16 protein-coding genes are annotated in these 12,587 nt (G+C 48.0%); 9 read left to right on the top strand and 7 right to left on the bottom strand.

Going from position 1 to position 12,587, the window contains the following annotated elements:
• Positions 1 to 33 precede the first annotated feature (33 nt).
• Genes hisZ through hisIE form a run of 9 tightly spaced genes read left to right on the top strand, consistent with a single transcriptional unit; the run spans position 34 to position 7,582 of the window.
• Entirely contained in the window at positions 34 to 1,287 is a 1,254-nt protein-coding gene (hisZ, locus tag CPZ25_RS11890) for an ATP phosphoribosyltransferase regulatory subunit (protein WP_096920520.1), read from the top strand.
• A gap of 1 nt (position 1,288) precedes the next feature.
• Entirely contained in the window at positions 1,289 to 1,918 is a 630-nt protein-coding gene (gene hisG, locus CPZ25_RS11895) for an ATP phosphoribosyltransferase (protein ID WP_058693210.1), read from the top strand.
• Between the two features lie 11 nt (positions 1,919 to 1,929).
• The gene (gene hisD / locus CPZ25_RS11900) at positions 1,930 to 3,216 is read left to right on the top strand and encodes a histidinol dehydrogenase (protein ID WP_096920521.1); all 1,287 of its coding nucleotides are present in this window, start codon (positions 1,930 to 1,932) and stop codon (positions 3,214 to 3,216) included.
• An 11-nt stretch (positions 3,217 to 3,227) separates the two neighbouring features.
• Positions 3,228 to 4,280: a histidinol-phosphate transaminase gene (hisC, locus tag CPZ25_RS11905; protein WP_096920522.1), complete on the top strand. Its 1,053-nt coding sequence runs from the start codon at positions 3,228 to 3,230 to the stop codon at positions 4,278 to 4,280.
• 1 nt (position 4,281) lies between these two features.
• Positions 4,282 to 4,869: an imidazoleglycerol-phosphate dehydratase HisB gene (hisB, locus tag CPZ25_RS11910; RefSeq protein ID WP_096920523.1), complete on the top strand. Its 588-nt coding sequence runs from the start codon at positions 4,282 to 4,284 to the stop codon at positions 4,867 to 4,869.
• Positions 4,866 to 5,474 carry an imidazole glycerol phosphate synthase subunit HisH gene (gene hisH / locus CPZ25_RS11915; protein ID WP_058693207.1) on the top strand — a complete coding sequence of 203 codons (609 nt, stop codon included), beginning with the start codon at positions 4,866 to 4,868 and terminating at the stop codon, positions 5,472 to 5,474. The genes hisB and hisH overlap by 4 nt, the downstream gene beginning before the upstream one ends.
• The gene (hisA, locus tag CPZ25_RS11920; RefSeq protein WP_058693206.1) at positions 5,471 to 6,184 is read left to right on the top strand and encodes a 1-(5-phosphoribosyl)-5-[(5-phosphoribosylamino)methylideneamino]imidazole-4-carboxamide isomerase; all 714 of its coding nucleotides are present in this window, start codon (positions 5,471 to 5,473) and stop codon (positions 6,182 to 6,184) included. Before hisH ends, hisA begins: the two co-directional genes overlap by 4 nt.
• A gap of 1 nt (position 6,185) precedes the next feature.
• Entirely contained in the window at positions 6,186 to 6,941 is a 756-nt protein-coding gene (gene hisF, locus CPZ25_RS11925; RefSeq protein WP_058693205.1) for an imidazole glycerol phosphate synthase subunit HisF, read from the top strand.
• Between the two features lie 17 nt (positions 6,942 to 6,958).
• Positions 6,959 to 7,582, top strand: coding sequence for a bifunctional phosphoribosyl-AMP cyclohydrolase/phosphoribosyl-ATP diphosphatase HisIE (gene hisIE, locus CPZ25_RS11930; RefSeq protein WP_058693204.1), 624 nt, complete (start codon positions 6,959 to 6,961; stop codon positions 7,580 to 7,582).
• 69 nt (positions 7,583 to 7,651) lie between these two features.
• On the opposite strand, the gene CPZ25_RS11935 is transcribed toward hisIE, so the two are convergent.
• The 7 genes from CPZ25_RS11935 to CPZ25_RS11965 all read right to left on the bottom strand — a co-directional run bounded on the left by CPZ25_RS11935 (position 7,652) and on the right by CPZ25_RS11965 (position 12,584).
• Positions 7,652 to 8,977, bottom strand: a complete 1,326-nt coding sequence (locus tag CPZ25_RS11935; protein WP_096920524.1) for an MATE family efflux transporter — start codon at positions 8,975 to 8,977, stop codon at positions 7,652 to 7,654.
• 164 nt (positions 8,978 to 9,141) lie between these two features.
• Positions 9,142 to 9,939: a MerR family transcriptional regulator gene (locus tag CPZ25_RS11940; RefSeq protein ID WP_074617860.1), complete on the bottom strand. Its 798-nt coding sequence runs from the start codon at positions 9,937 to 9,939 to the stop codon at positions 9,142 to 9,144.
• A gap of 56 nt (positions 9,940 to 9,995) precedes the next feature.
• A complete protein-coding gene (locus tag CPZ25_RS11945; RefSeq protein ID WP_074617859.1) occupies positions 9,996 to 10,313 on the bottom strand; it encodes an AzlD domain-containing protein in 318 nt (105 codons plus the stop codon).
• Positions 10,310 to 11,041 (bottom strand): AzlC family ABC transporter permease, encoded by a 732-nt coding sequence (locus tag CPZ25_RS11950; RefSeq protein WP_058693200.1) that lies wholly within the window; start codon positions 11,039 to 11,041, stop codon positions 10,310 to 10,312. Before CPZ25_RS11950 ends, CPZ25_RS11945 begins: the two co-directional genes overlap by 4 nt.
• 9 nt (positions 11,042 to 11,050) lie before the next feature.
• Positions 11,051 to 11,632, bottom strand: coding sequence for a 4'-phosphopantetheinyl transferase family protein (locus CPZ25_RS11955; RefSeq protein WP_158577788.1), 582 nt, complete (start codon positions 11,630 to 11,632; stop codon positions 11,051 to 11,053).
• Between the two features lie 227 nt (positions 11,633 to 11,859).
• Positions 11,860 to 12,288 carry a GNAT family N-acetyltransferase gene (locus tag CPZ25_RS11960; protein ID WP_096920526.1) on the bottom strand — a complete coding sequence of 143 codons (429 nt, stop codon included), beginning with the start codon at positions 12,286 to 12,288 and terminating at the stop codon, positions 11,860 to 11,862.
• A gap of 2 nt (positions 12,289 to 12,290) precedes the next feature.
• On the bottom strand, positions 12,291 to 12,584 hold the full coding sequence (locus tag CPZ25_RS11965; protein ID WP_096920527.1) for a DUF3795 domain-containing protein: 294 nt from the start codon (positions 12,582 to 12,584) through the stop codon (positions 12,291 to 12,293).
• Between the last annotated feature and the right edge of the window lie 3 nt (positions 12,585 to 12,587).

Raw genomic sequence — 12,587 nt, forward strand, 5'->3', positions numbered from 1 at the left:
TGCACTACCGCAATAAATTACCGGAGGAAAGCAATGCTAGAAAATTATACGATCGATGGCTTTGAGAATATCCAATATCAAGGCTATCCCGCACTGCAGAAAATAGAGAATAACCTGGGACAGCTTTTTGAACTGTACGGTTACCATCCCATATCGACACCGACCTTTGAGGCCTATGATCTGTACGCTGCCGAGGATTCCATCGCCAGCGATGATCTGTTTAAACTTGTCAACCATCAGGGGAAGGTGCTGGCCCTTAAGCCTGACGCCACGCTGGCTGTCACCCGCATGGCCGCCATCAATCACCACGATCCCGATGAAATAATCAAATTTTCATATTTAACCAATATTTACCGCAGCTTCGCATCACCGGAAAGCGTTAAAAAGGAAATGACTCAGATGGGCGTTGAATACTTTGGGAATAACAGCCCTGAGTGTGATGGCGAGATTATCGCACTGGCCATCGAGTCCCTTTTGTCTAACGGCATCGAGGACGTCCATATTGATCTCGGACACGTCGGCTTTATCAATCACCTGATGGATGAGCTGGCCTTCAGCCCTAAGGAAAAAACACAGCTGTTTAAATACATCGAAAACAAAAACATCGGCGATATCGGCGAATTTTTAAGCCGCAAAAACCTTGATGATAAAGTCGCAGCTATTATTTTAAAATTACCCAAACTTTACGGCGAACCACAGCAGGTTTTCAAAAAAATGGAATCGCTCTGCATAAATGACGCTATGAAATGTGTGGTGGATAAGTTAAAGGCCATTTACCGTCATCTGGAGGTTACAGGCTATGCCCGGTATATCTCCTTTGATTTAGGTTTCACCAATCAGATGAACTACTATTCTGACCTTATCTTCAAGGGCTATATCAACAATTGGGGTGAGCCAGTGATCAATGGTGGCCGTTACAACCATTTATCTGAAAAATTCGGCATTTCCCGTCCAGCCTGCGGCTTTGGGATCGATCTGTTGAAAATGATGGAGTATATGGAGCAATACCATCTGATGCCTCAAACTGAAAAGAAAAAAAACGTTATTCTCTATGCTCCGGAGGACAAATGTGAAGGGTATAAAAGCGCAGAGATTCTGCGTCAAAAGGGACAGCCCGCTGAATTGTTTGTCTTAAAAACCACTCCTGAGGAATGTGTCGCTGCTCTTTCCCGGAACGCACTCTATCAGGATGCCCATTATTATTTGATCCGCGATCAGAAGACCTACCGTTTTACTGGTCAAAGCTTTCAAGCCATTGACAGCATCATCGAAGCAGAGGTGAACTAAGATGCAGATACGTTTAGCTTTAGCCAAGGGCCGCGTGGCCAGAAAAGCCATCGAGCTCTTACAGAAAATTGGATATATTTTTGAAGATTATGACGAGAAAAGCCGGAAGCTTATCTTTCAGGATACCACTGGCGCCATTGAGTTTTTCCTCGTAAAATCTCCCGATGTTCCCACCTACGTGGAAAAAGGGGCGGCGGATATTGGTATTGTCGGCCGGGATGTTTTAATGGAGCACCCTGCCAATGTTTATGAGCTTTTAAATCTGGATATTGGCCAGTGCAAAATGTGCGTTGCTGGCTTTAAGGATTCCAAGCCCCAGTTTGGAAAAAAACTGGTGGTGGGGACAAAATACCCGGCCATTGCCAAAAATTATTTTAACAGCAAAGACGAGCCAGTTGACCTGATCAAGATCAATGGTTCAGTGGAGCTGGCCCCTCTTTTAGGGCTGTCAGACTGCATTGTCGATATCGTGGAAAGCGGCAGCACTCTGCGCGAAAACGGTCTGGTAGTGCTGGAAGAAATCTGCGACATCAGTTCACGGCTCATTGTCAATAAGGTCAGCCTTAAAACCAAGGGCGCCATGATTGACCCGATTATTGAAAGGTTTGAAACCAACCTTTCGATCAATTAAGGAGAATCTCCATGAAAACTTACACATATAATGAAAGCATTAACAATCTCGATACGCTTCTCAAGCGTGACGAGGGTGAGAACCAGGAAATCCGAAGCCGGGTTCTGGAAATCATTGATACCGTCAAATCCCAGGGCGACGCGGCACTCATAGACTACACTGAAAAATTTGACGGCTGCCGCCTGGAAGCCCTGCGTGTTACCGACACCGAAATTCAGGAAGCTTTTGAGCTGGTAGGACCGGAAATGGCCGCTATTATTGAAGAAGCGGCAGGAAATATCCGCGCTTTTCATGAAAAGCAAAAGGAAGAAACCTGGATGTATAATCCCAGTCCAGGCATTACCCTCGGGCAGCACATCACTCCGCTGGAGAGGGTCGGCCTCTATGTGCCCGGCGGTAAAGCTGCGTATCCCTCCACGGTGCTGATGGACAGCATCCCGGCCATTGTCGCCGGTGTCGATTCCCTGGTCATGGTAACCCCTCCGGGAAAAGACGGAAAAATCAACCCGAATATTCTGGCCGCCGCCAGAATTGCCGGCGTTCATGAAATTTACAAAGTAGGCGGTGCACAGGCCATCGCCGCATTAGCTTACGGAACCGAAAGTATTCTGCCCGTAAATAAAATTGTAGGCCCTGGAAATATCTATGTGGCTACTGCCAAAAAAGAAGTTTTTGGCAAAGTTGCCATCGACATGATCGCAGGCCCCAGCGAGGTATTGATTCTGGCTGATGAAACGGCCAATCCTGTTTACGCTGCTGCTGACCTGCTCTCACAGGCTGAGCATGATGAAATGGCCATGCCTATTCTGGTCACCACCGACGCCGATTTTGGCGAAAGGGTCATCGCTGAGGTTTACCGCCAGATTGAGGCTGACCTGGGACGTAAAGAGATCGCCCGAAAATCAGTGGACAACTACGGTTTTGTCTTTTTGGCAGAAAACTTAGACCAGGCCTTTGAGCTCTCCAACGCCATCGCACCTGAACATATGGAAATTCTCTTGCCTGAGCCAATGCAGTACCTGGAACGTGTCCGCAACGCCGGCGCTATTTTCCTCGGGAGCTACACCCCTGAGCCGCTGGGCGATTATTTCGCAGGGCCAAATCACACCCTGCCAACCTCCGGCACCGCTAAATTTTCCTCGCCCCTTGGCGTTTATGACTTTATGAAAAAATCCAGCATTCTCTCCTATTCCGAGAATGCTCTGGAAAAGGTTTATAAAAAGATCGCTGCTTTTGCCCGCTCCGAAGGGCTTGACGCCCACGCGAAATCCGTGGAGCGCCGCTATGAAGACAAGTAAAGGAGTCCGTCATGAAAAACTTTGCGCGTAAATGTGTTAAAGATCTTGAAGCCTACAAGGTCGAAGCCCCGCAGTATGATATTATCCTCAATGCCAACGAAAACCCCTGGGATTTTCCTGAAGCGCTGAAAAAGGAGCTCTGCGATGAGATTATGAAGACACCGCTGAACCGCTACCCAGAAGCCTGCTTCCCAGAGCTTCTGGGTGAACTCTCAGACTATACTGGTGTACCGGCTGACCAGATCATCTGCGGCTCTGGCTCAGACGAGCTTATCGCCATGATCAACCAGTCCTTTATGAATCCCGGCGATACGGCCGTCACACACACGCCCTCCTTTGCCATGTATCAGATCTGGACAGCCATTGCCGATGGCCAGTTTGTGGGCGTAACCGATAAAGACGGACATATCCCAGACGTGGAGGGCATTATTTCCGCCGCCAAAGAAAATGACGCCAAGCTCATCTACCTCTGTAATCCCAACAACCCCACCGGCTACCTGTTCCCGCGCTACGACATTGTCCAGATACTTGAAGAAACTAATGCTCTGGTCATTCTGGATGAGGCTTATATGGAATTTAAGGGCAGCACCCATGTGGATCTCATCGAAAATTATCCAAACCTTCTGGTTTTAAGAACACTTTCCAAGGCCTTTGGTATGGCAGGCATCCGTTGTGGCTACTGTCTTGGCAGCAAAACGCTTATCGATGTGATGTATAAGGTCAAATCGCCTTACAATCTCAACGTGCTCACACAAAAGGCAGCCGTCATCGCCCTTAAAAATCGCGAAAAGCTTCTCGACCGTCTGAAAACACTGAATGCTGAGCGCCATAAAATGTACAAGGCACTGCGTGATATGCCGCTGGATTCACTTTACCCTACTGCCTCTAACTTCATTTACTTTGAAACCAGTAAAGGCGAGGCAATCTATGAAGCCATGAAAAAAAATGGCATCCTCATCAAATTTTTTAAAGGAAACGAAGCGATGCCTGCCAGTATCCGGCTGTCTATCGGCACCCCTGAAGAAAATCGGAAAGTACTTGAAATATTGAAAAAGGTATTATAAGATGGAAAGAAAAATCACACTAACAAGAAAAACCTTTGAAACCGACATTGAACTGACCCTGAACCTCGACGGTACCGGCCAGTGTGCTGTCTCCACAGGCGTTGGCTTTTTTGATCACATGATGACCCTGTTCACCAAGCACGGCCGCTTTGATCTGACTCTGAAGGCAAAGGGAGACGCCGTAGATAACCACCATGTGCTGGAGGATATCGGTATTCTTCTCGGAAAAGCCTTTGCCGAAGCCCTCGGTGATAAAGCCGGTATCACCCGCTACGCTTTTCAGTTTACCCCCATGGATGAGGCCCTGTGCCGTATCTGTATTGACATCAGCGGGCGGTCTTATCTGGTTTATGACGTCCCGCTGACACGAGAGTACATCGGCGAATTTGAAACCGAGATGCTGGAAGAATTTTTTATCGCGTTTGCAAACAACAGCAAAATGACGATCCATGTGGCTTCGCTTTACGGCCGTAACAACCACCACATTGTGGAAGGAATTTTCAAATGCTTTGGCCGTACTCTGAAACAGGCGGTCACCATTGACCCCAACGTTAAGGGCGTGCCGAGCACAAAAGGAGTTTTGGAATGATCGCAATCATTGATTATGACGTAGGCAATTTAAAAAATGTCTACACCGCGTTAAAGGATGTGGGGCTGGAAGGCGTGATCACCCGTGACCCAAGGGTCGTGGATAACGCCGAGGCCATTATCCTTCCAGGGGTCGGCGCTTTCAGCGACGCCATGGATCACCTCAGACAGTTCGACCTCATCGACTGTCTGAACAAAAATGTGCAGTCCGGCAAAACCCTCATGGGTATCTGCCTGGGCATGCAGGTTCTGTTTGATAAAAGCTACGAGGACGGCGAGTGGACAGGTCTCGGCTATATTCCCGGAGAGATCGTCAAGTTTGACGCGCCGGGGCTCAAAATTCCGCACATGGGCTGGAACAATCTCATCATCAACCGCGATGATCCCCTGGTCAAGGGTATCGGCGGCGAGGATTTCGTCTACTTTGTCCATTCCTATTACGCACAGCCAAAAAATTTTGACGATGTCGTCGCCTATGCCGATTACTCTGTTAAGGTACCAGGCATTGTCCGGAAAGAGAACGTCATCGGCATGCAGTTCCACCCTGAAAAAAGCTCAAAGGTCGGAACCCAACTACTCATGAATTTTAAGGAGAATCTCAAATGATTATATTCCCCGCCATAGATATTAAAAACGGAAAATGTGTCCGCCTGAAGCAGGGTGTTAAGGACGATGAAACCATTTATTTCGACAACCCTGTGGAGGTCGCCAAACGCTGGGAATCCGAAGGCGCCGAATACCTTCATCTGGTAGACCTTGACGGCGCCTTTGACGGAAAGCCCCAGAATTTGGAGGTCGTCAAAAACATCGTCAAGGCACTTGATATCCCGGTCGAACTCGGCGGCGGTATCCGCGATGAAGAAATTGCAAAAATGTATGTGGATATCGGTGTCAGCCGCATTATCATCGGGACACAGGCTGTGAAGGATCTTGGCTTTATCGAAAAGCTTCTGGCTTTGTATGACGAGAAGGTCTGCGTTTCCATTGACGCCAAGGATGGTATTGTCTGTACAGAGGGCTGGGTAGAAAGCAGCAATATTGAAGCGCTGGAGCTTGCCGCCAGACTGGAGCGTCTGGGCCTGTCCACCCTGGTTTACACCGATATCTCCAAGGACGGCATGATGAGCGGCCCCAACTTCGACATGCTAAATGTTCTCAACCTGCATCTGAACATGGATATCATCGCCTCCGGCGGCATCGCCTCTGCCGGGCATCTCAAAAAACTGGAGGAAATGAACCTTTACGGCGCCATTACCGGCAAAGCCCTGTATGAGGGCACCATCGACCTGGCCGCTTATCTAAAAGGAGAATGCTGAAATGCTGACCAAACGTATTATCCCCTGCCTGGACGTGGACCACGGACGGGTAGTCAAGGGAAAGAAATTTAAGGATATACAGGACGTAGCCGACCCGGTAGAGCTGGGGCGCTATTACTCTGAGCAGGGCGCAGACGAGCTCGTTTTCTACGATATTACTGCCTCCTACGAGGAGCGGGATATCTTTATCAATATTGTGGAAAAGGTGGCTGAGGCTATCCGCATCCCTTTTACCATCGGCGGCGGCATCAGCCGGGTGGAGGATTTCCGTAAGGTGCTTATGGCCGGGGCGGACAAGGTCTCTGTCAATTCCTCGGCGGTTAAGAATCCCCAGCTGATCCGTGACGCGGCCCTCAAGTTCGGCAACCAGTGCGTGGTGCTCTCCATCGACGCCAAGCGCAACGGCAGCGGCTCCTGGGATGTCTATGTAAAAGGCGGCCGTGAAAACACCGGCATCGACGCCATCGAATGGGCTAAACGCGGCCAGGAGCTGGGCGCAGGCGAAATTTGTATCAACTCCATTGACACCGACGGTGTTAAGCGGGGCTATGACCTTGAGCTCAACCGCAAGCTGTCTGAAATTCTGACGATTCCCGTCATTGCCTCCGGCGGAGCGGGTGAAAAGTCTCACTTTTCAGAGGTCCTGGAGGCCGGGGCCGACGCCGCCTTGGCCGCATCGGTTTTCCATTATAAAGAGATACCTATTCCTGAGCTAAAGGCTTATCTGGCCGGCGAGGGCATCGCGGTAAGAAAATAAAATCTAGGAGAAACAAAATGAACAATGCTATCGAACTGAAATTTAACCACCATGGTCTGATTCCGGCAGTCCTTCAGGACTATTACACTCGTCAGGTACTCATGGTGGCTTACATGAATAAAGAAGCTCTAGACAAGACTCTGGAAACCGGCAAGGCCACTTTCTGGAGCCGCAGCCGCAAAGAGCTGTGGACAAAAGGCGAGACCTCCGGCAACTACCAGGAGGTCGTAGCTATCGACTATGACTGCGACGCCGACACACTGCTGGTACAGGTACTTCCAAAAGGCCCTGCCTGCCACACAGGCGAGACTTCCTGTTTCTATCGTAACCTATACACCAATGAAGAAAAAGCTACAGGAAATATGGATATTATTCATAAGCTGGCCGACCAGGTACAGGATCGCCGGGAAAACCCAGTGGAAGGCTCATACACCAACTACCTCTTCCGGGAAGGCGTTGACAAAATCTGTAAAAAGATCGGTGAAGAATCCGCAGAAACCATCATCGCCGCCAAAAACGATTCAAAGGAAGAACTCACCTACGAGGCCTCCGATTTACTTTACCACCTGACTGTGCTCTTAAACAACCAGGGTGTGACCTTTGACGATTTGTTTGTAGAATTGACTAAACGGCATAAATAAATTATATTAAAAAGAACCTGAAATTAAATTTTTCAGGTTCTTTTTAATTTTGTTATTTTGAATTTTTGTTTAAGACAACGCTTCAAGACTTTTGTTATAACGCCGCATCAAAACCGCGACCATAACAGCGATAACCAGCTCTGTTATGGGCATTGCAAACCACAGCGCTTCCGCGCCGAACAAGACGGGCAGCGTATAAATAAGCAGCCCGCTCACCACCATTCCACGCAAGACAGACACGGCAAGGGACGCCTTCGGCTTCATGATAGCCTGGAAATAATAGGTCGAATAGATATTATAGGTTAACAGCAAGAAGGAAATAAAATACTTCCGCATGATATCAGGCGCTATGGACAGCACCTCTGGCGTCGGGCTCATAAAGAGGCGGATAAGCGGCTCTGGCAGGGACATGGTCAGAGCCGTCCACAGAACACTCAGCACAGCGACTGTAATCAGACTAAAACGCAGTGTTTTCCGGATGCGGTCTTCCATCCCTGCGCCGTAGTTCATGGAAATGATGGGCTGAGCTGCCTGCCCCACACCGTAAGCACAGGCCTGTACCAGGGTGTTGACATTGATAATGACGCCGTAAACCGCCAGTGCGGAGCTGCCGCTATATCTCATAATCTGGTTATTGAACATCATGGATAATATCCCCATGGCAATATCAATAAAAAAAGTCGAAAATCCTGTGATCACAATCTGACGGGTCATATGACCAAAGCCCACAGGCCTCTCAAATCTGAGACGGCATTTTTTGCTTAGAAAGTGGCTGCATAAAATAAAGATTGACAGCACCTGTCCCAGAGCTGTCGCCAGACCTGCGCCGCTGATCCCCATGTCACATACAAAAACAAAAATATAATCGCCGATAATATTAAAAACACCTCCGGCCATAACAGCCATCGTCGCCGTTGCTGGCGCATTGTCATTTCGTATAAAGGCGGCCAAAAACTGCCCGAACACAAACAGGGGCGCCACAAATTTTATCCAGAAAAGATATTTGCCTGCCAGCCCAAGGAGCAGATCATCCGCACCGAACAGGCGCAGCAGTGCATCCTGAAAGAAAATAATACCCAGCCAGGAAAAAAGGGCAGCGGCGGTAACACCGATGAAAGCCATTGTATAAAAGCTGTTTCCCCGGCGCTCATCTCCCGCGCCCTTTGCCGCGCTCATCAAAACTGAACCGCCGATACCAAACAACAGACCCAGACTATAAATAATATTCCAGACAGGCGCCACTGTCGCCAGTGCTGCCACGCCGTTTGGCCCCTCATACTGCCCTACCATTACGCAGTCCACCAATGAGTAAACCGATACGATCAGCGCGCTGCCAAAGGACGCGAACAGGTATTTAAAGTATATCTTTTTCAGATTTCCTTTTAGTAAATCCATTATACTGCTCCTCTATTTTCTAATATTCCCGGAAACGAAAAAAAGCTGGATAAAATGGTATCAACCATCTTATCCAGCATATCAATCTTACAGACTGTACACCCTCCGATGAACGCCTTTATTTTAGCAAAAGGGTTTTGGAATGTCAATATAAAATGAAGGGTTTATTCAAAGGGAATGACAATTTCCGTCATATATTTATTTTCATTTCCTTTAAAAATGACGCCGGGTCCTTTTATGTATATCTCCCTTGATGGAATCAACAGCTTCAGACCCTGCGCCTTGGAATAATCCAGCAGCGCCTTGTAAGCGTGATTAAAGTGGCTGTAGCTTCCCTGGTGTATGGTCGAAACAGCACGCTCCACTGCCGGGAGTGTCTTACACTCAATTCCCGCGGCTTCAATGTAGCGCTTGACAGGCACACAGATTTCTATATCCGCTTTTTCCTGGTAGGCTTCATTATAGTACAGATTAAATGGAATACCGCTGGCGCTCCCCTTCACCGCTTTATATATTCTGGCGATATACTTCCCCACCTCACTGTAAAGTCCCTGATAGCGAATCGATGCAACCATTACGGGCTCCAGACGTTTTACTTCAATTTTATACTGCATATGGCTTTCCTCCTGGCCGACTGGCTCAATATAGAGGGAGATTTCTTTCAGCAGTTCCTTTTCCTTTTCAATTTTATTCTCGATCATAGCTTTCTTTTCTTCCAGAAAATAAGTCAGATCTGCATCCTCGTCAAAGTTTTCCATGACGTCCCGCAGTTCGGAAATGGAAAAATCAAAGGATCGCAGCAGCGCAACCAGCTGTGCCCGTTTGAAATCCTCCTCACTGTAGTAGCGATAGCCATTCTGGCTGTCCCGATGAGATGGCGCCAGGATTCCCTGCTCGTCATAATAGCGCAGCGCCTTGACCGTTAAATTGGTTATTTTTGAAAATTCACTGATTCGGTACATGATTCTCACCTCATATTTATAATACGCCTGCCCCGCGGGGGAAAGTCAATCCTTTTTTACAAATATCCCAGCACCGTCTCCACTACCAGCACCGCCGCGCAGGCAAACACAGCCACGGTGACCAGGCCTTTTTCTTTCATTGCCAGTAAAATGGCAACGATCAGCCCCGCAGTCGCAGAGTACAGGCTTCCGGTAGAATAGAAAATAGCCGGAAAGGTCATGGTTCCGAGAACCGCATAAGGCACATAATATAAAAAGGATTTTACAAATTTGCTTTCTATTTTCTTTTTAAACAGGGCCAGCGGCAAAACGCGGATTAAATAGGTAACACCCGCCATAACCAGAATGTAAATTAACAAAGTAGTGGCTGTCATATTTCTTCCTCCTCACTGATGGGAAAGAACCATGCCCCAAAGGCCGACGCCGCAATGGTACAGATGATGATGGTAAAGCCTGTCGATACCTGATTGAGGACAGGCGCAAAGGTGAAAATACAGCTTAATGCCACCGCAAAAACCAACACGGCTCTGACCGATTTTTTCTTTCTGGCCGGTGGTATGATAATGGCAATAAACATACCATAAATAGCGATCCCCAGAGCAGAGCGTATGAACTCCGGAAGAATGGTGCTGGCCGCCGCGCCAATCAGGGTGCCGCCGGACCATCCGATATAAGGCATCACCATCAGGCCAAACATATACCATTTTCCCAGCTTTCCAGGCTGTCCGCTGCTCACGGCAAAGATCTCATCTGTATTGCCAAAGGCGATCAGGCAACGCTCCAGGGTAGTCACAGAGTCTTCCAGTTTTTGCGAGAGCGACAAAGACATGAGCGCATAGCGCAAATTAATGATCAGCTGGGTAAGGGCCATCTCCACAAAGGGAGCGCCAAGCACAATCAAATCCAGTCCGGCAAACTGCCCCGCAGAGGTCAGATTTGTCATGGAGATAAGTACCGCAGACCATGCGGGAAGCCCTTGGGTGACGGCCATCATTCCAAAGGTAAAAGCCACGGACAGGTAGCCCAGCCCAATGGGAATTCCATCTTCTAATCCCTTTACGAAACTGTTATTAATGATGATCTTCTCTTCTGTTTTTTCCATTCCTATTCCTCATAAAACTCCAAATTCAATTTCCCGTACCGCAGGCTCCTCGCCGCATACCCATAGCTCGTAATCCGGAGCCAGCCCCAGACTTCTTAAAAAGACGCCTTCTGCCGGGCTTCCCTGGTCGAGGACCTGGTATTCCCCCGACTCTCTCTGTATCTCAAAGGCGCTCAGCGGCAGGGCAAACCCCATGCCCCGGTATTTCATATAGCTTTCCTTCTGCGCCCACAGCCTGTAAAATGCCCGCGTCTGCGTTTCACCATCCAAAGATTCCAGTCCACAAACCTCTGCCGGAGCCATAAAGCGCGCTGCCAGAGGCATGACCTGTTTTGTCCGGTCAATCCGCTGCACATCCACTCCCACAGGGCTTTGGGACACTGCGCATACCAGATAATCTCCCGAATGGGAACCGTTAAAATGCAGACTGGGATATTCTTTTAAAAATGGCTTTCCATAGCGGTTCTTCTTGATTTTTACCGGAACCGCCAGTCCTCTTTCTTCAAATATCTTATTTAAAAGCACCTCGACATGCACGGTTTTTCCTGCAACCGAAAAAAAATGCGTATCCAGCGTGTACACATCAATCATGGATTTTCCTCCAAAAGATAATAACACTACTATTATACGCATTTTTTTACTGCAACTCAATTCTATTTTCAGGGAATTCCCTAAATCAACCTTTATTCCAGCATGATACCTGCTTCTTATTTCCCTCAGTATTCAATTGCCTTTCAGCAAATCGGCGCACCACGCAGTGACTGGTTAAAAAGTGCTGTATCGATTCACAAAAAGAAAACGAAGGGTAAGCATACACTTCATAATTTTTTCTTGTACCCTGTATTATCTATCTGGAATCCATTCGCTTCATAAAAGCAGCAGGCATCTTTCCGGTTTTTTTCGGTCACCAGGATGATCTGTGCGCAATCGCGTTCCCTCGCCTGCTTTTCCAGAACGCTGAGCAGAGCTTTTCCGACGCCGCTCTGACGGCAGGCTTTATCCACAATCATATTTTCAAGCACCATAAAAGGATGACAGTCGCCATAGAGCTCCTCACAGATTATGCCCATCACCGACCCGATAAGTCGGCTGTCATCCTCCGCACATAAAAGAATATGGGTATCTGTTTTTTCAAGACGTCTGAACTGGCGCTTCATAGCCTCAACATCTGATGTTTCTCTCCAAAACTGGTAATAAAGCCTGGCGAGTTCTGGTATGTCAGAAAACTGCATTTTTCTTATCTTCACGACTATTTCATCCTCCTGAGCTGTTTCATCTGTCTCTTAAAATCCGCTTCATTTTCTTCTTGAGTTTTGGTAGGGTCCGGGGTATCAAAATAGCGGTGGCATGCCAGCTCTTCACATTTTCCGCAATGGGGGAGCTTCTTCTCGAGAATACAGCATTTATAAATATCACAGATTACCCCACCGGTATACTCAAGCCAGAAGGCTTTTCCCTCAATAGCTGGGCAGCCCGCGCAGATTTCAGGATAATACTCACAGCTTGTACAGACAACGCCACAACAACTGATAATTTCTTTCATAAT

The organism is Eubacterium maltosivorans, from assembly GCF_002441855.2.
Taxonomy (GTDB): Bacteria; Bacillota; Clostridia; order Eubacteriales; family Eubacteriaceae; genus Eubacterium; species Eubacterium maltosivorans.